This window comes from Amycolatopsis sp. DSM 110486 (assembly GCF_019468465.1).
Lineage (GTDB): Bacteria > Actinomycetota > Actinomycetes > Mycobacteriales > Pseudonocardiaceae > Amycolatopsis.
Genome location: NZ_CP080519.1, coordinates 5,692,359 through 5,711,293, shown reverse-complemented (window position 1 = coordinate 5,711,293; position 18,935 = coordinate 5,692,359). Strand labels below are relative to the sequence as shown.

Here is an 18,935-nt window from a genome sequence, read left to right as displayed (position 1 = left end):
GTTCCTCCGTATCCGGTCGGTGGTGTCGGATCAGTTTTCAGAACAGGGGTGTCACTGGCGTTCGAGGACGACGGCGAGCCCCTGGCCCACGCCGATGCAGATCGCGGCGACGCCGTAGCGCCCGCCCGTCTGCTGCAGCCGGTAGGCGAGCGTGCCGAGGATCCGGCCGCCCGACGCGCCGAGCGGGTGCCCGATCGCGATGGCCCCGCCGTGGACGTTCATGAGCTCGGGGTCGAGCTCCTTCCACTCCTTGAGGCACGCCAGCGACTGCGCGGCGAACGCCTCGTTGAGCTCCACGGCCGCGACGTCGCCCCACCCGATGCCGGCGCGCTCCAGCGCGATCTCGGCCGCGCGGACCGGGCCGACGCCGAAGACGTTGGGCTCGACGCCCGCCGCACCCCGGCCGGCGATCCGGGCCAGCGGCGCCTTGCCGAGCCGCTTGCCGGCCGCCTCGTCGCCCAGCAGCAGCGCGGAGGCACCGTCGTTGATCGGCGACGAGTTGCCGGCCGTGACCGTGCCGCCGTCGCGCTTGAACGCCGGCTTCAGCTTCGCCAGCTTCTCCACGGTGGAGTCGGGGCGGATGCCCTCGTCGCGCGTCAGCTCGACGCCCTCGACCGGCACCACGTGGTTGTCGTAGAAGCCCTCGTCCCACGCGCGGGCCGCGTTGACGTGGCTGCGCACCGCGAACTCGTCCTGCTCCTCGCGCGTGATGCCGTAGCGCTCGGCGAGGTACTCGGTGGAGTCACCGTTGGAGATCACGTACTCCTGCGGCATGGCCGGGTTGACCATGCGCCAGCCCAGCGCCGAGTTGTACAGCGTCTGGTTGGCGGCCGGGAACGCCTTGTCCGGCTTGGCCATCACCAGCGGTGCGCGGCTCATGGACTCCACGCCACCGGCGGCGATCAGCGACGCGTCGCCCACCTGGATCGTGCGGCTGGCCTGCATCACGGCGTCGAGACCCGAGCCGCACAGCCGGTTGAGCGTGCCGCCCGGCACGGTCACCGGCCAGCCCGCGAGCAGCGTGGCCATGCGCGCCACGTTGCGGTTGTCCTCACCGGCGCCGTTGGCGTCGCCGAGCAGCACCTCGTCCACAGTGGACGGATCGAGGTCGTTGCGCTCGACGAGCGACTTCAGCACGGTGGCGGCGAGGTCGTCGGGACGCACCTTCGCCAGCGCGCCGCCGTGGCGGCCGAAGGGGGTGCGGATCGCGTCGAACAGGAATACGTCGCTCATTCGCCGGCCTTCTTCAGAGATCGGAGCAGGGTCAGTTCTTCGTCGGTGGGCGCCGGGGTGGTCTTGAGGTCCGCCGCCACCTTCAGTTTCCACCCGGTGGCCGCGATCGCCTGCTCGACCTCGATGCCGGGGTGCAGTTCGGTGAGTGTGAGCTCGGCGGTCTCCGGGTCGGGCCGCATGAGGCCGAGGTCGGTGACCACCAGCGTCGGGCCCGCGCCGGGCAGGCCGAGCTTCTCGCGGTCGCCCTTGCCCGTGCCGTGGCCGAACGAGGTGATGAAGTCGACCTTGTCCACGAACGCGCGCGGGCTCTGCCGCAGCACGATGAACACCTCCTTGCAGGAGGCGGCGATCTCGGGCGCGCCACCCGCGCCGGGGAGGCGGACCTTCGGGTCGTGGTAGTCGGACCCGATCACGGTGGTGTTGATGTTGCCGAACTTGTCGAGCTGCGCCGCGCCGAGGAAGCCGACGTCGATGCGCCCGGGCTGCAGCCAGTAGTTGAAGACCTCGGGCACGCTCACCACGGCGTCGGCCGTGTCGGCCAGCTCGCCGTCGCCGATCGACAGCGGCAGCCGGGTCGGCTTCGCGCCAAGGCAGCCGGATTCGTAGATCAGCGTGAGGTTCGGCGCGTGCGTGCGCCGCGCCAGGTTGGCGGCGGTGCTCGGCAGGCCGATGCCCACGAAGCAGGACATGCCCTCGCCGAGCGCGCGCGCCGCGGCGATGCTCATCATCTCGTCGGCGGTGTACTCGCTCATGCCTTCACCCCGGTCAGCTCGTTCAGCCACTTGGTGAACTCGTCGCGGTCGCGTCCGATCAGGTCCCACGCCTGGTAGGCGGAGTTGTCACGCTCGTAGTAGCCCGCGGCGTACGACGGCTTCGCGCCGCCCGGCACCTCGGCGACGGCGGTGACGGCCCAGGTGGGCAGCACGAGCGCGCCCGGCTTCGGCTCCAGCTCGTCGACGACCTCTTCCACGGTGACCAGCGACCGCTTCGCCGCCAGCACCGCTTCCTTCTGCACGCCGGCGATGCCCCACAGCTGCACGTTGCCCGCGCGGTCGGCGCGTTGCGCGTGCACGATCGTGACGTCGGGGTTCAGCGCCGGGACCGCCGTGAGCTGCTCACCGGTGAACGGGCAGGTGATCGGCTTGATCGTGTCCGTCTGCGCCGGCAGGTCGGTGCCCGTGTAGCCGCGCAGCACCGCGAACGGCAGGCCGGACGCGCCGGCGACGTAGCGGTTGGCCATGCCCGCGTGGCTGTGCTCCTCGATCTCCAGCGGCACCGGCCAGCTGTGCTGCACGGCGTCGCGGAACCGGTGCAGGGAGCCGACGCCCGGGTTGCCGCCCCACGAGAAGATCAGCTTACTCGCGCAGCCCGCGCCGATCAGCTGGTCGTAGACGATGTCGGGGGTCATCCGGACCAGCGTGAGGTTCTTGCGCCCCTGCCGGATGATCTCGTGCCCGGCCTCGACCGGGATGAGGTGCGTGAACCCCTCGAGCGCGACGGTGTCCCCGTCGTGCACCAGCTCGGCGACTGCCTCGCCGAGCGACAGCACCCTAGCCATCGCGAGCCTTTCCGTCCTGGATCTCGACCGCGCCCGCCAACACCGTAAAGTGTTCGCTCCGATGTTCGCATCGCGCACACAAGTTCTTGATATGAACATAGCACGAACCAGCGCCCCGACGCGAGGCCCCGAAACCCGCCCGAGAACACCCGGAAACACAGAAAGGCTCCTCCCCCAACGATCTCAGGGTAGGAGCCTTCAGCAGGAAATCAGCCGACCGTGATCAACCGCGACCCGTGGGCCGGTACCGCGGTCGCCGTCCACGAACCCGAGAACGAGCCCAGATCCGCCCGCGCCACCAGGTCACGCACCGCGCGCGAACCCGACAGCCCCGGCGACGACCAGCTCACCGAGATGCTCGCCGCCGACGAACCCAGGTTGTAGACCGCCACCGCCTGCTTCCCGCCGGCCAGCTGCTTCTTCCACACCTGCAGCGTCCCGCCCGCGACCTGCGCCGGGTAGGTGCCCGACTGGTCGACGGAGATCACCTCGGGGTTCGTGAGGACGCGCACAGCCGAATCGTCCAGGAAGTACACGTCACCACCCACGTACAGCGGCGAAGACGCCATCGACCAGAACGTCATCACGCTCTGCCGCTCGGCGTCGTTCAGCCCGTCCTGGATCCCGCTCCCGGTGTTGTTCGAGATCGGCATCGAGTCCAGGTCCGGCCGGTATCCGGCATTGAACACGCCCTGCCACGCCGGCAGGTCGTCCCCGCGTTTCTTCACCGAGCTGTCCCACGAAGACACCGACTCGCAGTAGCACTCCACATCGGTGTCCACGCGCACGCTGTTCGCGTACGGCGCCAGCCCCGGTCCCGCTTCGCGCGGCACCGGCCAAGCGCTGGCCGTCAGCCACATCGCGCGCCCGGAGTGATCGATCGCCTTCGACCACGCGGCGATGTCGGGCACGTTGTCCGCCGTCGTGCCGTCGACCTTCAGGAAGTCCACGCCCCACGAAGCGAACTTCGCGACCACGGAGTCGTAGTACTTCTGCGCGCACGGGTTGCTGTAGTCGACCTTCCAGTTGCCGCCCCACATGTTCGACGGCGTGAGTGGCAGCACGACGATGTCGCGCGTGTGACACGTCGTGGCGACGATGGGCGCGTTCTTGTCGTAGACCTCCTTGTCGAGCCCGGTCGCCGCGTACAGGCCGATCTTCAGGCCCTTTCCGTGCACGTAGGACGCCAGCGGCGCCATACCGTTCGGGAATCGCCCCGGATCGGGGTCGGCGATCCCGTTGGCGTCGCCGTGGAACACCCAGTCGAAGTTCGCGTTCCAGCCCGCATCGAGGTTGATGTTCGTGTCCCCGGCGGATTTGAGCTTGGCCGACACGGCGTCGGCCGCATCGCGGATGTGGGAGTCGACCAGCCAGCTCGTGCCGTACTCAGCAGACGGCGGTTACCGTCCACAGTCGACGGAGTGTGGACTTCATCGGTCACGCTCCCGGTGGGGTGGGGGGATTACTCCTTCATCCCGCTCGCCGCGATGCCGCGGACGATGAACCGTTGCGCCACCAGGAACATCGCCACGAGCGGGGCGATGGTCACGAGCGCGCCGGCGAACAGGGCGGGCAGGTTGATCGTCTGCGCGGTGAGGAACGTCGAGAGCGCGATCTGGGCCGTCCACGACGACGGGTCCTGCCCGATGACCAGCGGCCACAGGAAGGAGTTCCAGCTCTCGATGAACATCAGCGCGCCGAGGGAGGCGATCATGCTGCCGGAGTTGGGCAGCACGAGCCTGCGGTACACGCCGAGGTACCCGAGTCCGTCGAGCCGGCCCGCCTCCTCGATCTCCGCCGGGAACCGCAGGTAGAAGTTGCGGAAGAGGATCACCGTGAACGCGCTGAACAGGTTCGGCGCGATGATGCCCCACTCGGTGTTCACCCCGCCCATGGCGCCGACGACCACGAACGTCGGCACGAACGTGACCGACTGCGGGATCATCAGCGTCACCAGCACGTAGGTGAACACCGCGCGCCGGCCCGGCACGTTGATGCGGGCCAGCGCGTAGCCCGCCATCGAGCCGAACATCGTGCCCACCGGCGCCGTGATGATGGCGATGACGAACGAGTTGAGCAGCGCATGGGCCATCGGCACCGACGCGTCGGCGAACAGGTCGCCGAAGTTGACCCACGAAAGCGGGTCCGGCAACCACGACCACTCGGGCGAGGCGACCTGCGCGCGCGTCATCAACGCGTTGCGCACCATGATGTAGAACGGCAGGAGGAAGATCAGCACGAGCACGGTGGCCAGCGCGTACTTCGGCATGCGGCTCCAGCCGGCCGGGCGGCGTTCCCGCACCTTCGCCGGTGCCTTGGCGGTCAGCACGGCCATGTCAGTCCTTCTTCCCGAAGCCCACGAACTTCCCCTGCAGCAACGTGATCGCCACGATGATCACCGTGAGCAGGAACGCGCCCGCGGAACCGACGCCGTAGTTCTGGTCGCCCAGCGCGGAGTCGTAGAGGTACACCAGCGGCGGCTTCACGGGCGCGGTCGCCGTGCCGGAAAGACCGGTGCCGAACAGGTTGTAGAACTCGTCGAACGCCTGGAACGCCGCGATGAGGATGAGCAGCAGCACCGCCACCGACGTGTTCCGCAGCTGCGGCAACGTGATGTAGCGGAAGGCCTGCCACTTCGACGTGCCGTCGAGCTCACCCGCTTCGTAGAGCGAAGGCGAGATCGCCTGCAGGCCCGCGAGGAAAAGGATCATGTACAGCCCGACCTGCAGCCACAGCCGCAGCGTGACCACCGCGACCCAGTACACCGGCGGGCTCGTCTCCGACAGCCACGCCACGGGGTCGGCGCCGAACAGGCCGCCGATCACGTTCGCGACCCCCGAGGGCAGGCCGTTGAACAGCGCCATCTTCCACACGAGCGCGGCGACCACGTAGGACACCGCGCCGGGGATGAGGAATACCGTGCGGAAGAACGCCCTGCCGCGGCGGATGCTGTTGACCAGCACGGCCAGTGCCAGCGACGCGACGAACGTGACCGGCACGATGAACACCGTGAACAGCGCGATGATCAGCAGCGAGTCGCGGAACGCGGGATCGGACAACAGGAACGTGTAGTTGTCGAAGCCGATCCACTTGCCCAGCGAGATCGTGCCGCGCGCGTCGTTGAACGAGAGCAGGAAGCTCCACGCGATCGCGACGTACTTGAACACGCCGAGCCCGATCACCACCGGGGCGGTGAGCAGCGTGAACGCGCCGACCGCGCGCCAGTCCACCTTCCGGCGGCGCCGCTTGGCGGGCGCCGCCGGAGTACTGGTGGAGGGCGACAGGACTGAAGGGGACGAGACAGCCATGTCAGGCGAGCTGCTTGTCGACTTCGGACTGGGCGCGCTTCGCCGCGTCGCCGAGCTCGGCGGCGGGGTCGGCCTGACCGTTGGCGATCTTCGTGGCCGCTTGCAGGAACAGCGTCGCCGACGCCTTGTTCCACAGCCCCGAGTACGACAACCCGTTCTGCTGCGAGATCGTGACGGCGTCCTTCGCCGCGCCGGACGAGAACTCGGTCGTCTGCGCCGCGACCTCCTTGCGCGCCGGGATGTGGAAGCCGTACTTGACGCACCAGTCCTTCTGCAGGTCGGCCTGCTGGACCCACAGCCAGTTGATGAACTTCTTGGCGGCGTCGAGGTTCTTGCTCTTCGCGTTGGCCAGCTGGTACCAGCCGCCGACGCGCGCGACCTGGCGGCCCGCGTCACCGAACTTCGGCCACGGCACCACGCCGAAGTCGTCGCCGAGTGCCTTTTTGATGTCCGGCAGCGACCACAGGCCGCCCCACTGCATCGCGGTGGCGTTGTCGGAGAAAGCGCCGGGGTCGGACCAGTCGGTGGGGTAACCCTGCAGCAGGCCACCCGTGTCGTGCAGCTGCTTGAGGCCCGCGATCGCGGCGACGGCCTCGGGGGTGGCGAACGCGATCTTCTTGCCACTGGCGTCGAAGAAGTCGGCGCCCGAGGACCACAGCAGCAGGGTGGCGGCCTCGCCGACGCCGTCGGTGCCGACGTAGAGGCCCTTCTGCTTGCTCGTGGTGAGCTTGCGCGTCGCGTCGAGCAGCTCGGCGAACGTCGTCGGCGGCTTGACCCCGGCCGCGGCCAGCACGCTCTTGCGGTAGTACAGCATCATGACGTCGTCGATCGTCTTGACGCCGTAGATCTTGCCCTCGACGGTCGCGGTGTCCAGCGCGGCCTTGGAGAAGTCGCCCTTGACCGGGTCCACGATGTCGTCGAGCGGGGCCAGCAAGCCGTTCTTCACGTTCTGGTAGCGAAAGTCGCCGATTTCGAACAGGTCGGGCGCGTCCGCGGTGAGCATGGCGGAGTTGAGCTTGGTCTCGTAGTCACCGGCGATCCAGCTGACCTTGATCGCGATGTCCGGGTTGGCCTTGGTGAAATCCTGCGCGTAGCGCTGCACCGCCTGCTGCGTGCCCGATTCGCCGTACGCGTGGTACCACTGGTTGAGCGTGACCTTCGCCCCGCCCGCGGCACCGGAGTTCTTGTTCAACGGGTCGGAGGTGCAGCCGGCCAGGGCGGCTCCCCCGGCGAACAGCACGGAGCCGACGAGGAAGCTCCTGCGCGACAGGTTTGGGGACGGGGCCATGACTTCTCCTCACAAACGGTCGGACACGAAAAGACTCTGAACGGCGACAGCGGCGGCGCCCCGTGCCCATTCCTCGAACGGCAGCGGCCGGATCACCAGGCCGCACCGCGCGGCACTGCCGAACGCCTGCTCCGCGAACGTGCGGCGGATCTGGTCCTCGAACAGGTCGTAGGTGGCCACGCCCTCGCCCGAGACGACGACCCGTTCCGGGCCGAAAAGGTTGACCAGCGCAGCGAGACCGAGCCCGATCGCGTGGCCCGCGGTCGCGAAGACGGCCCGCAACGGCTCGTCCCCCGCCCGAGCCCTCGCGACGGCCTCGTCCAGCGTCAGCGCCGGATCCCCCGCGACCCGGCGCGCACTCGCGACGATCGCCTCGGTCGACGCGATCGCCTCCACACAGCCCGTGCCACCGCAGTGGCAGGCCGGGCCGTCGGCTCCCATGCCGGCGACCGGGACGTGCCCGATCTCGCCGGCCACCCCGTGCGCGCCGCCGACGAGCCGGCCGTCGAGCACGAGGGCACTTCCTATGCCGGTACCCACGGTGACCAGCGCGAACGACGAGGCGCCGACGCCTTCGCCGAACCACTGCTCGGCCACGGTGAGCGCCTTGACGTCGTTCTCGAGCGTGGTCGCCAGGCCCGTGCTCTCCTCCAGCAGCTCGGCCAGCGGCACGTCACGCCAGCCGAGGAAGGGTGAGTAGCGCACGACGCCGGTGTCGCGGTCGACGTCGCCGGAAATGGCCACGCCCAGGCAGTAGGCCCGGTCGCGGAAGCTGGTGGCGCCGTCGGGCGCCGAGCCGGCCAGCAGCTCGGCGACGAGGTCGACCAGCGCGCGCACCACGTGATCCACGTCGTGGCTGGTCAGCGGGTGGTGCTTGGCCACGCGGATCTGGGCCTGCAGGTCGGTGACCACGCCGATCAGGTCGTCGCCGGTGATCTTGACGCCGATGAAGTACTCGCGGTCGGGCCGGATGGCGAGCGGGCTGGCCGGCCGGCCGGCGCCGGGCGCGGTGCGTTCGGCGGAGGCGAGCTCTTCGAGGTAACCGGCTTCGATGAACGGGCGCGCGGCCTTCGTGACGGCGGCCGAGGAGAGGCCTGTGCGGCGGGCGACGTCCACGCGGCTGACCGGACCCTGGGTCAGCACCGTGGTGAACACGGTGGCCGCGGCGGGACTCGTGATCGGCGCCCTTGCCGGTGCACTGCGTGGCATGCGCGGAACCGTACGACGGATAAATTAACTTCGTCAAGAATTTATTTTTCCGCTGGTCATCCCTACGCTCTGACCCATGTCCGTGGAATTCGACGTCGATCACCGGCTGTGGCTGCTGCGAACCCCCGAGTCGGCGTACGCCTTCCGGCTCGACGAAGCCGATCAGCCGCGGCACGTGCACTGGGGCCCGCCACTCACGCTGGAGCAGGCGGCGCAGATCCCGAGCCGGCGCAATCCCGTGGACTCGAGCTTCGACGAGCCGGGCGACGACCGGCCCGAGCTGGCGACCGAGGGCGGCGCGTTCTTCGGCGTGGCCGGGCTGTCGGTGCGGTTCGCGGACGGGACGCAGGCCGTGGAGTGGGCGTACGCCGGACACGACACCGGACACGACGCCGGGGACGGGCTGGTCGTGCGGCTGAAGGATCGGCACTTCGGCCTCGTAGCGGAATTGCACTACGTCCTCCGTGGTGACGTCGTCGAGCGGCACGTGGTGCTGCGCAACACCGGAACCGAGCCGATCTCCTTGTTGCGCACGGATTCCGCGGCCTGGACGCTCCCCTGTCGCGACGCCTACCGCGTCTCCCACACGACGGGTGCTTGGAGCGCGGAAGCCGGGCTGCTGCGGGAAACCCTGCCCGTCGGCGAGACGACGCTGACGAGCCGGCGCGGGGTTTCCAGCCACCAGGCCCAGCCCTGGGTGATGCTCGACGACGGCACCGCCACCGAAACGCGCGGCGAAGTCTGGAGCACGGCGCTGGCGTGGAGCGGCAGCTGGCGGATCACCGTCGAGCGCTCGCACACCGGCCGCGTGACGTGGACCGGCGGGTTCGGGCACGAGGGCGTGCAGTGGTCGCTGGACCCGGGCGAGACCTGGGAAACGCCCGTGTTCGCCGGGTTGTACGCGGCCGGCGGTTTCGGCGGGGCGAGCCGGCGGTGGCACTCGTACGTGCGCACGTTCGTCCAGCCACACCACGAAGAGCTACGCCCGGTCGCCTACAACTCGTGGGAGGCCACGGGCTGGGACGTCGACGAGCCCGGCCAGCTCAAGCTCGCCGCCATCGCCGGCGAGGTGGGCGCGGAGCTGTTCGTGGTCGACGACGGCTGGTTCGGCGCGCGCACCGGCGACACCGCGGGCCTCGGCGACTGGACCGTGAACCGCGAACGCTTCCCCGAGGGGCTCGGCCCGCTCGTGACCGAGGTGCACCGGCTCGGCATGGGCTTCGGCCTGTGGGTCGAGCCGGAGATGGTCAACCCCGACAGCGACCTCTACCGCGCACACCCGGACTGGGTGCTGCACATGCCGCACCGCGAGCGGACCACGCTGCGCAACCAGCTCGTGCTCGACTTCGGCCGGCCCGAGGTCGCCGACTGGGCGTACAAGTGGCTGCACCGGCTGGTCGCCGAGCACGGCATCGACTACCTCAAGTGGGACATGAACCGTGCGTTCACGGAGGCGGGTCCCGGGCCCGTCTGGGTCGACCACGTGCGCGCGGTCTACGGCGTGCTCGACCGACTGCGGGCCGACCACCCGGCGTTGCGGATCCAGGCCTGCGCGGGCGGCGGCGGGCGCACGGACCTGGGGATCCTCGCGCGCACCGACGAGATCTGGGCCTCGGACAACACCGACGCGGCCGATCGCGTCAAGATCCAGCACGGCTTCTCGCAGGTGCTGCCCGCGGGCGCGATGGCCGCGTGGGTCACCGACAGCCCGAACCCGCTGACCGGCCGCGAGGCGCCGCTCGAGTTCCGCTTCCACGTCGCGATGGCCGGCGTGCTCGGCCTCGGCGGCGATCTCACGAAGTGGACCGACGACGAGCTGCGCCGCACCGCCGAGCTCGTGGCTCTGTACAAGGAGATCCGGCCCGTCGTGCAGCACGGCGAGGCCTACCGGCTGGCCGATCCCGCCGTCTCCCCGCTCACCGCGGTGCAGTTCGTGCTCGGCGACGACGTCGTAGTGCTGTTCGCGCGGCGCCCGCACGACCACGGCCGGCCGATCGTCACGCCGGTGCTCCAGGGCCTCGACCCGGACGCGGTCTACCACGATGTGGGAACCGGAACCACGCACCACGGAGCCGTGCTGACGACCCACGGCCTGCTCATCGACCTGGCCGGCACTTCCGCCGCGAGCGTGCTCGTGCGGCTGCGGCGCGAACCTCGCTAACGGACTGCTCCACCCATTAGGCTGCCGATGTGCCCGATCGCCCCCTCATCGCCGTGACGCGCTGGATTCCCGACGACGCGGTGAAGGTGCTCGCCGACGCGGGAGAAGTGCGGGTGTCCGAACTCGACCGTCCGCTCACGCCCGAGGAGCTGCGGTCGTTCGTGGCCGGGGCGTCGGCGATCGTCTCGATGCTGCACGACCGGATCGACGCGTCCGTGGTCGAAGCGGCAGGGCCACAGCTGGCCGTGGTCGCGAACGTGGCCGTGGGCTACGACAACGTCGACGTGCCGGCGCTGGCCGCGCGCGAGGTGACCGTGACCAACACCCCCGGCGTGCTCACCGACGCGACGGCGGACCTGGCGTTCGGGCTGCTGCTGGCCGTCACGCGCCGGCTCGGTGAGGGCGAACGGCTGCTGCGGGCGCGGCAGCCGTGGTCGTTCCACCTGGGGCTCCTGCTCGGTTCGGGGTTGCAGGGCAAAACGCTCGGCATCGTCGGGCTCGGGCAGATCGGCCGCGCGATGGCCACGCGGGCAGCGGCGTTCGGGCTGCGGACCGTCTACTCGGGACGGTCGGCGAAACCGGACTTCGACGGCGAGTTCGTGCCGTTCGACGAGCTGCTGCGCCGTTCGGACTTCGTCTCGCTGCACTGCCCGCTCACGCCGGAGACGCGCCACCTGATCGACGCGGCGGCGTTGCGCGCCATGAAGCGCACCGCGTACCTCGTGAACACCACGCGCGGCCCGGTCGTCGACGAGGCGGCGCTGGCCGACGCGCTGGAGGCCGGCGAGATCGCGGGCGCCGCGCTGGACGTGTTCGAACGCGAGCCCGAGGTCGAACCGCGGCTGCTGGAGCGCGACGACGTCGTGGTCATGCCGCACCTGGGCTCGGCGACCGTGGAGACGCGCACCGCGATGGCCGTGCTGGCCGCCCGAAACGTGACCTCGGTACTCGCCGGGGAAGCACCGCTGACGGAGGTCTTGTGTTGATTGTCACCAATCCGACTACAGCCACGGCGGGAACAGTTGCCCGCCGCGGTGACGTCCAGCTGCGTACCCGCCTACTTCCGGTCGGATCGGTAACGCCGTGACTCGTGTCGTCATCGCCCCGGACAAGTTCAAGGGCAGCCTCACCGCGGTCGCCGCGGCCGAGGCCATCGCCCTCGGAGTGCGCGACGCGCTGCCCGACGCCGACATCGCCGCCTGCCCCGTCGCCGACGGTGGCGAAGGCACGCTCGAAGTGCTGGAGAACGCGGGCGGCGAGCTCGTGCGGCTCTCGGTGCGCGGTCCGCTGGAGGACCACGTCGACGCGCGGTACGTGGTGCTCGACGGCACGGCCTACATCGAGTCGGCGCGCGCGTGCGGCATCGAGTTCGTGGACCCGACGCCGGAGACCGCGCTGGCCGCGCACACGTGGGGCGTCGGCGAACTGCTCGGCGACGCGCTGTCCCGCGGTGCTTCCCGGCTCGTGCTGACCGTCGGCGGCACCGCGAGCACCGACGGCGGCGCCGGCATGCTGGCCGCCCTGGGAGCCGGAGTCTTCGACGCGTTCGACGCCCCCATCGGCCTCGGCGGCGGCACGCTCTCGCGCGTCGCGAAGGTCGAATTGGGTCCGGCGCGCGAACGGCTGGGCACGGTGCCGATCACCGTCGCGACAGATGTGACCAACCCGCTCGTCGGCCCCGACGGCGCCGCGGCGGTCTTCGGCCCGCAGAAGGGCGCGCGGCCGCACGAGGTGACGGAGCTGGACACGGCGCTCGGCCGCTGGGCTCAGACACTGGTCAACGCGGGCGCCCCGGACGTTTCGGCGGTCCCCGGCGCGGGGGCCGGCGGCGGTGTCGCGGGCGGCGCCATCGCGGGTCTCGGCGCCACGGTCGCGTCGGGCTTCGACCTCATCGCCGGTCTCACCGGCGTCGACACGGCTCTGGTCGGCGCCGACCTCGTCATCACGGGCGAAGGGTCACTCGACTCGCAGAGCCTGTCGGGCAAAGCACCCGCCGGCATCGCCGCCCGGGCCGCTCGCGCGGGCGTGCCGCTGATGGTCCTGGCCGGGCGCATCCAGCTCGACGCCGCCGGCCTCGCCAGCCTGGGCGTGGTCGGCAGCAGCGCGCTCATCGACCACGCCCCGTCCCTCGACCACGCGCGCACCCACGCGGCCGAACTGCTGCGCGCCCGCGCCAGCGACCTGGTCCGCACCTGGGCTGTGTCTTTGGCCCCGGCTCCGCCGGGGCGGCGAGATCGCCTTTGAGCCGGCTTCCGGATCGGGCGATCGGATCGGCCGGGGGCCGATCGCACCGCCCAATCCGGAAGCCGGCGCGATCTCGCGCTGTGGTCGCCTAGGCGCCGGTCCGGGTATGTGTCTGAGTTGCGCCGGAGGTCGATCTCGCCGCTCGCTCCCAACCCAACACGCGATCTCGCGTTAGGGGCGGGCGGGAAGCGGGGGCAGACTATTCAGCTTTGCTGCGGAAGTACCGCGAAGGCCACGTCGCCGGTTTCGTCCTGCTGGACGTCGAGGACCTTGTCGTCCAGGAGGGCGGCGGCCTGGGGTTCGAGGAAGACCTTCGCGCCGGCGTCGGTGCCCACGACGCGGTCGCCGTCCTGGGGAGCGGGGGCGACGGAAAGCGCGAGCTGAGCGCCCTCGCCCTCTTGCACGCTCTGGAGGGCGAACCGCAGCCCGCTCTCCTCGGCGCCTTGTTGAGCCGTCAGCGCGGAGATCGCCTCGGCGGCGGCTTCGGTCACGGTCAGCATCTTCGGCCTTCCCTTCGTCGCGGTCGGATGCGATGGGTTTTCACGCTAGGGGCGCCCGTTCGGCAGCGCAGCGTGAGCGGCGCCCGCGCCGGGAAGCCGTGGGACCGGTCACAAACGCGTTTGAAAACCGGGCGTTCTGCCCACACGCGGGCGCGAGTGCGCGCGAACACCCGAGAACACGGAATAGCCGGCGCGCCGGATGGGCTGAACCAAAGGCGCGGAGTCCCTGTCAGCGGGATCACAAGTGTTCATCGGCTTCATCAGGTTCACAAGTTTGTGAAGCAGAGGTAGCGTCAAGATCATGACCACCACCAGGTGGACGCCCCGGCCGCCGCTTTTCCACCGGGACCCGCAGCGTCACCACGAGGACCACGAGCTCGGCGGACACGCCGCCTGGTACCTCGTCGCCGGCGGCGTCACCACAGGCCTGCAGGCCGTGCTCTTCCTGGTCCTGCGCCCCGAACTCGGCTCGCAGTGGGCGAACCTGGTGGCCATCGCGCTCACCACGGTCGGCAACACCGAGTTCCACCGCCGCGTCACGTTCGCCGGGCGCGCGAGCAAGGCCGGCCAGCGCCACCTGCAGGACTTCCTCACGTTCGTCTTCTACGCCGGGTACGGCTCGATCGTCCTGGCCACCCTCGACGCGGTGGTCAGCCACCCGACGGCGTGGGACGAAACGGCCAGCCTGCTGGCCGCCAGCTTCATCGGCGGGGTCGTGCGGTTCGCCGTGCTGCGGTGGTGGGTCTTCGCCCACGCCGAGCCCGAAGCGCCCGCCGCGGACCACGACTAACGTCCGGGCAGTGTCGGAAGAGAAGCTCGACCCGCCCCACGGCGAACCACCCAGCATCGGCCCCCACAGCGGTGGCACCGAACCGGACTACCGGTTCACCCTCGCCAACGAGCGGACGTTCCTCGCGTGGCTGCGCACGGCCCTGGGCCTGCTCGCCGGCGGTGTCGCGGTCCACCAGCTGGTGCCGAGGCCCGTTGCGATGAGCTCCGTGCTCGCCGGGCTGTGCGTGGTGCTCGCGGCGATCCTCGCGGCCGGCGCCTACCCGCGCTGGCGGCGCGTGCAGATCGCCATGCGCGCCGGGCAGCCGCTGGCCCGCAGCTCGATGATCCTGGTGCTCACCGTGGGAGTGTTCCTGCTGATGGCGGCCGCCGTGGTGCTGGTGATCGTGTCGTGAGCCGGCCCTTCGCGAACGGCGCCCAGCCCGAACGCACCGGCCTCGCGTGGCGCCGCACCGCGCTGTCGGCCGCCGCGTGCGCGGTGCTGCTGCTGGGTGCCGCGGTGCGCAACGAAGGCGCGTGGGACATCGTCCCGGCGGCGTTCGCAGCCCTCACCGCACTGGCGCTCGCGGGGGTCGGCCGACACCGGGAGCGATCACTCCGCACGGACCCCGAGCCGCCCGCACTGAAACCCGTTCTACCCGCGGTGGTGGCCACCCTCTGTTGTGCAACGGCGCTGTCACTCTTGGTGACGTACTGAGTGGACAGTCCGCACATCCTGCGAGCAGCGAATCGTACTGTGCGTTGACTGGTCTCGATTTTATCAAGACCACTGCTGCTAACGGGGTATTCGTAGTTGAAATCTGGACTGTCGGCCCGCGACCCGCATAGGGTTACGGAGCGTCGCAATGACGGCAGCAACTACTCGATCATCCGGAGTAGCTGCGACCGCAACATCACAGAGTGTTGACCCCAAGACCAGCGACGGTCGCAGGGTCGCCGGGGAGACGACCATGACAGCACCGTCGAAGACGTCCCATACCGAAGCAGCCGCCGACGAAGCAGACGTGCCAGGCTACGTCACGCCGGAAACGCTGCCGAGGCCCGCGGGCCGGTTGACCAAGGAAGACCTCGACCCGCTCGTGGTCGCCGCCGGCCGGGGGGACCAGCGCGCGATCACCGAACTGCTCCACGTGCTGCGGCCCGTGGTGGCCCGCTACTGCCGGGCGCGCATGGGCGGGCGCGACCTGTCCTACCTCTCGGCCGACGACGTGGCGCAGGACGTGAGCATGGCCGTCCTCAAGGCCCTGCCCGACTACCAGGACCGAGGCGGGTCGTTCCTCTACCTCGTGCACGCCATCGCGGCCAACAAGGTCGCCGACGCCTACCGCGCCGTCGCGCGGGACCGGTCCGAGCCGGTGCCCGAGCTGCCGGAGCGACCCCTGTCGGGAACCGGCAACGAGCCCGAGTCGTATGCGCTGCGGCTCGACCTCGGTTCCCGCCTGCAGGAGATGCTCACCCGCCTCGCTCCGCTGCAGCAGGAGATCCTGACCCTGCGCATCATCGTCGGCCTGAGCGCCAACGAGACCGCCGAGACGCTCGGCATCTCCGCCGGCAACGTCCGCGTCACCCAGCACCGCGCGCTCACGAAGCTGCGCGACATGGTGCAGGGCGAAGACTTCTGACGCGTCAACCGAGTCCGTACACGCGTTTCGCCGTGTACTCGAATACGTCGAGCCGTTCCGGGTCCGTCAGCGGGCCTGTGAGGGACATGGCCGCGTCGAGCACGACCTCGTAGGCCGCCGCCAGCTCGCACACCGGCCAGTCGGTGCCGAACAGCACGCGGTCGGCGCCGAACGAGGTGAAGACGTGGTCGGCGTAGCGGCGCAGGTGGCCCACCTGCCACTGCTGCCAGTCGGCCTCCGTGACGAGCCCGGAGAGCTTGCACGCCACGTTGTCCCGCGCGCCGAGCGATGCGATCCCGTCGGCCCACGGCTGCCACTCCCGCGCCCCGATGGCCGGCTTCGCCGCGTGGTCGAGCACGAGCCGCAGCTCCGGCAGCTGCTCGGCCACCTTCCGCGCCGCCGCGACCTGCGCGGGCGCCACGAGCAGGTCGTACACCAGCCCCGCCGCCCCGACGGCCGCCAGGCCACGCAGCACGTCCGGACGCAGCAGCCACTCCGGGTCGTCCTCGTTCTCGACCTGGTGGCGGATGCCCACGAGCGGGCCCAGCTCCTTCAGCCGCGCCAGCCGGTCGGCGACGTCGGGCGCCGTCAGGTCCACCCAGCCCACCACGCCGGCGATCACCGGCTCGGCCGCCGCGGCGGCCAGGAACTCCTCCGTCTCGTCCTGGTCGGGCAGCGTCTGCACCAGCACGGTGGCGTGCACCCCGGCCGCGTGTGTCACCGCGCGTAGATCGTCCACTGTGTACGGACGCCGGATCGGGTCCATCGCCGCGCCGGCGAGCCACGGGTAGTCGCGGCGGGTCGGGTCCCACAGGTGGTGGTGGGCGTCGATCACTGCGGTCCTCCAGACGTCACGGGCCGGCCGACGGCGTCCGCGCGCAGCAGGCCGGCGTCGACGAGGTCGGTCCACAGTACGGCGGGCACGACCTTGGCCGCGCGGCGCGCGTTCACCGCCACCTGCCCGGCGTCGTGCGCGCCGACGACCACCGACACCACGGCCGGGTGCGAAGCCGGCAGCGCGAGCGCGGCCTCCGGCAGCTCGACGCCGTGGCGGGCGCAGATCTCCGCGATCCTGCGTGCCTTCTCGACGAGTTCCGCCGGCGCGGCCGCGTAGTCGTAGATCGCGCCCGGTTCCGCGGTGGCGAGGATGCCCGCGTTGAACACACCGCCCGCGACCACGCCGACGCCGCGTTCGAGGCACAGCGGCAGCAGGTCGTCGAGCGCCGGCTGGTTGAGCAGGGTGTAGCGCCCGGCCATGAGCACGTGGTCGAGGTCGAAGCGGCGGACGAACTCGGTGAGCATCGGCGTCTGGTTCATCCCGGCGCCGACCGCGCCGATCACGCCCTGCTCCCGCAGCTCCAGCAACGCGGGAAACGCGCCGCTCACTGCTTCGGCGAAGTGGTCGTCCGGGTCGTGCACGTACACGATGTCGACGCGGTCGAGGCCGAGCCGGTCGAGGCTCGCCTCCAGCGACCGCAACACGCCGTCGCGGCTGAAGTCCCAGCGCCGCCGGTAGGTGGCCGGCACGTCGAAGCCCTGGTCGTCGCGCTCGCCCGGAGCCGCGGCGCGGGGTTCGAGCACCCGGCCGACCTTGGTGGAGAGAACGTACTCGTCTCGCGGGTACGCGGCGAGTGCCGCGCCGAGGCGCCGTTCGGAGAGCCCGAGCCCGTAGTGCGGGGCGGTGTCGAAGTAGCGGATGCCCTCGTCCCACGCACGCCGCACGGTCGCGGTCGCCGTGTCGTCGTCGATCGCCTGGTAGAGGTTGCCGAGCTGCGCGCCACCGAGCCCGAGCGGGGAGAGCTTCACGTTCACTCCTTCACCGGAAGTTCCCAGACGAGCCCCAGGGCCGTCGAAGTATCGGACCAGTCGTCGTCCGTGTCGAGCAGCCGGTTGATGCGGATCTGCCACTCGATGTCGGCGGGATCGTCGGCGAGCGCGGCCTTCATGGCGTCGAAGTCGTCGACCTCCACGAAGTGGAACAGGTCGAGCCCGCTGCGCCAGATCCGCCACGTGCGCACGCCGGCGCGCCGCAGCGCCGCGTCGAGCTCGGGCGGGATCACGGCGTGCACGGACTCGTAGGTCGCCTCTTGACCCGGTTTGAGCCGAGTGCGAAGAGCAACCCTTTCAGGGGCAGAGTGCGGTGCCGAGCCGTGGGTCATGAGCCCTCCTGACGAGTTACGTGGCACTCTGTGTTCAGAACACCGAAACATCCGAGGTCTCTTGAGGGAGGGCGGTCTCGATGCCCGTCACCGATGTCGCGATCGACAAGATCAAGGACATGATCATCTCCGGGGAGCTCGCGCCGGGCGACCGGCTGCCCAAGGAAGCCGAGCTCGCCCAGCGGCTGGGGCTCTCGCGCAGCTCCCTGCGCGAGGCCGTGAAGGCGTTGTGCCTGATCAGGGTGCTCGACGTGCGCCAGGGCGACGGCACGTACGTGACCAGTCTCGAGCCGAACCTGCTGCTCGACGCCATGACGTTCGTGGTCGACTTCCACCGCGACGACACCGTGCTCGACTTCCTGGCCGTGCGCCGGATCCTCGAGCCGGCCGCCACGGCGCTGGCCGCGCTGCACATGAGCGAGGACGACATCACCGAGCTCGGCGCCCTGCTCGACGAGCTGGCCGACGCGCCGACGGTGGAGGCGCTCGTGGCCAACGACCTGCAGTTCCACCGCAAGATCGCCGATGGCTCGGGCAACCCCGTGCTCTGCTCGCTGCTCGACAGCCTGTCGGGGCCCACGGCGCGGGCGCGGATCTGGCGCGGCCTCACGCAGGAGGGCGCGGTCGCGCGCACGCGTGAGCAGCACACGGCCATCTACGAGGCCATCGCCGCCCGTGAGCCGGAAGTGGCCCGGTCGTGGGCGACCGTGCACGTCGCGGGGGTCGAGCAGTGGCTGCGCAGCACGCTCACGCAGACCGGCACGGACGCCGACAGCCCGGCCGACGACAGCGCCGAAGCCGCCGCCTCGTGAGCGTCGCCGAGGCTCTGTGAGGAGCCCCTCGAGGGACTCTGAATCCCTGGAG

The 18,935-nt window shown here is 70.5% G+C and carries 20 protein-coding genes; 8 read left to right on the top strand and 12 right to left on the bottom strand.

Annotated elements, in window-relative coordinates; translation table 11 throughout:
• Positions 1–51: 51 nt before the first annotated feature.
• The 8 genes from K1T34_RS27740 to K1T34_RS27705 all read right to left on the bottom strand — a co-directional run bounded on the left by K1T34_RS27740 (position 52) and on the right by K1T34_RS27705 (position 8,596).
• Complete coding sequence (locus K1T34_RS27740) at positions 52–1,233, bottom strand: thiolase family protein (protein ID WP_220237716.1); 1,182 nt, start codon at positions 1,231–1,233, stop codon at positions 52–54.
• A complete protein-coding gene (locus K1T34_RS27735; protein WP_220237715.1) occupies positions 1,230–1,985 on the bottom strand; it encodes a CoA-transferase subunit beta in 756 nt (251 codons plus the stop codon). Before K1T34_RS27735 ends, K1T34_RS27740 begins: the two co-directional genes overlap by 4 nt.
• Positions 1,982–2,791 carry a CoA transferase subunit A gene (locus K1T34_RS27730; RefSeq protein ID WP_220237714.1) on the bottom strand — a complete coding sequence of 270 codons (810 nt, stop codon included), beginning with the start codon at positions 2,789–2,791 and terminating at the stop codon, positions 1,982–1,984. The genes K1T34_RS27735 and K1T34_RS27730 overlap by 4 nt, the downstream gene beginning before the upstream one ends.
• Positions 2,792–3,000: 209 nt before the next feature.
• Positions 3,001–4,146 carry a glycoside hydrolase family 27 protein gene (locus tag K1T34_RS27725; RefSeq protein WP_255638801.1) on the bottom strand — a complete coding sequence of 382 codons (1,146 nt, stop codon included), beginning with the start codon at positions 4,144–4,146 and terminating at the stop codon, positions 3,001–3,003.
• A gap of 107 nt (positions 4,147–4,253) precedes the next feature.
• Complete coding sequence (locus K1T34_RS27720) at positions 4,254–5,126, bottom strand: carbohydrate ABC transporter permease (protein WP_255637636.1); 873 nt, start codon at positions 5,124–5,126, stop codon at positions 4,254–4,256.
• 1 nt (position 5,127) lies between these two features.
• Positions 5,128–6,099: a carbohydrate ABC transporter permease gene (locus K1T34_RS27715; protein WP_220237713.1), complete on the bottom strand. Its 972-nt coding sequence runs from the start codon at positions 6,097–6,099 to the stop codon at positions 5,128–5,130.
• Between the two features lies 1 nt (position 6,100).
• The gene (locus K1T34_RS27710) at positions 6,101–7,387 is read right to left on the bottom strand and encodes an ABC transporter substrate-binding protein (RefSeq protein ID WP_255637635.1); all 1,287 of its coding nucleotides are present in this window, start codon (positions 7,385–7,387) and stop codon (positions 6,101–6,103) included.
• Positions 7,388–7,396: 9 nt separating this feature from the next.
• Entirely contained in the window at positions 7,397–8,596 is a 1,200-nt protein-coding gene (locus K1T34_RS27705; RefSeq protein WP_255637634.1) for an ROK family protein, read from the bottom strand.
• A gap of 76 nt (positions 8,597–8,672) precedes the next feature.
• Between K1T34_RS27705 and K1T34_RS27700 the strand changes: the two genes are divergently transcribed.
• The 3 genes from K1T34_RS27700 to K1T34_RS27690 all read left to right on the top strand — a co-directional run bounded on the left by K1T34_RS27700 (position 8,673) and on the right by K1T34_RS27690 (position 13,001).
• Complete coding sequence (locus K1T34_RS27700) at positions 8,673–10,757, top strand: alpha-galactosidase (RefSeq protein WP_220237712.1); 2,085 nt, start codon at positions 8,673–8,675, stop codon at positions 10,755–10,757.
• Positions 10,758–10,786: 29 nt separating this feature from the next.
• Positions 10,787–11,743: a D-glycerate dehydrogenase gene (locus K1T34_RS27695; protein WP_220237711.1), complete on the top strand. Its 957-nt coding sequence runs from the start codon at positions 10,787–10,789 to the stop codon at positions 11,741–11,743.
• Positions 11,744–11,840: 97 nt separating this feature from the next.
• Positions 11,841–13,001, top strand: a complete 1,161-nt coding sequence (locus K1T34_RS27690; protein ID WP_220237710.1) for a glycerate kinase — start codon at positions 11,841–11,843, stop codon at positions 12,999–13,001.
• Between the two features lie 203 nt (positions 13,002–13,204).
• On the opposite strand, the gene K1T34_RS27685 is transcribed toward K1T34_RS27690, so the two are convergent.
• Positions 13,205–13,501, bottom strand: a complete 297-nt coding sequence (locus K1T34_RS27685; RefSeq protein ID WP_220237709.1) for an iron-sulfur cluster assembly accessory protein — start codon at positions 13,499–13,501, stop codon at positions 13,205–13,207.
• A gap of 301 nt (positions 13,502–13,802) precedes the next feature.
• On the opposite strand from K1T34_RS27685, the gene K1T34_RS27680 reads away from it, so the two are divergent.
• The 4 genes from K1T34_RS27680 (at position 13,803) to shbA (ending at position 15,912) form a co-directional block, all read left to right on the top strand.
• Positions 13,803–14,291, top strand: coding sequence for a GtrA family protein (locus K1T34_RS27680; RefSeq protein WP_220237708.1), 489 nt, complete (start codon positions 13,803–13,805; stop codon positions 14,289–14,291).
• 10 nt (positions 14,292–14,301) lie between these two features.
• Positions 14,302–14,685 (top strand): YidH family protein, encoded by a 384-nt coding sequence (locus K1T34_RS27675; RefSeq protein WP_370643394.1) that lies wholly within the window; start codon positions 14,302–14,304, stop codon positions 14,683–14,685.
• The gene (locus K1T34_RS27670) at positions 14,682–14,987 is read left to right on the top strand and encodes a DUF202 domain-containing protein (protein WP_220237707.1); all 306 of its coding nucleotides are present in this window, start codon (positions 14,682–14,684) and stop codon (positions 14,985–14,987) included. Before K1T34_RS27675 ends, K1T34_RS27670 begins: the two co-directional genes overlap by 4 nt.
• Before the next feature lie 253 nt (positions 14,988–15,240).
• Positions 15,241–15,912, top strand: a complete 672-nt coding sequence (shbA, locus tag K1T34_RS27665; RefSeq protein ID WP_255637632.1) for an RNA polymerase sigma factor ShbA — start codon at positions 15,241–15,243, stop codon at positions 15,910–15,912.
• A gap of 4 nt (positions 15,913–15,916) precedes the next feature.
• Here the strand turns inward: shbA and K1T34_RS27660 are convergent, their stop codons facing one another.
• From K1T34_RS27660 to K1T34_RS27650, 3 genes are read right to left on the bottom strand one after another with little or no spacing between them, the layout of a single operon-like run.
• Positions 15,917–16,747, bottom strand: a complete 831-nt coding sequence (locus K1T34_RS27660; RefSeq protein WP_220237706.1) for an amidohydrolase — start codon at positions 16,745–16,747, stop codon at positions 15,917–15,919.
• Complete coding sequence (locus K1T34_RS27655) at positions 16,744–17,724, bottom strand: aldo/keto reductase (RefSeq protein WP_220237705.1); 981 nt, start codon at positions 17,722–17,724, stop codon at positions 16,744–16,746. Before K1T34_RS27655 ends, K1T34_RS27660 begins: the two co-directional genes overlap by 4 nt.
• The gene (locus K1T34_RS27650; RefSeq protein ID WP_220237704.1) at positions 17,721–18,071 is read right to left on the bottom strand and encodes an L-rhamnose mutarotase; all 351 of its coding nucleotides are present in this window, start codon (positions 18,069–18,071) and stop codon (positions 17,721–17,723) included. The genes K1T34_RS27655 and K1T34_RS27650 overlap by 4 nt, the downstream gene beginning before the upstream one ends.
• A gap of 80 nt (positions 18,072–18,151) precedes the next feature.
• Here K1T34_RS27650 and K1T34_RS27645 point away from each other — a divergent pair, with 80 nt between their 5' ends.
• Positions 18,152–18,883, top strand: coding sequence for a FadR/GntR family transcriptional regulator (locus K1T34_RS27645; RefSeq protein WP_220237703.1), 732 nt, complete (start codon positions 18,152–18,154; stop codon positions 18,881–18,883).
• Positions 18,884–18,935: the final 52 nt, after the last annotated feature.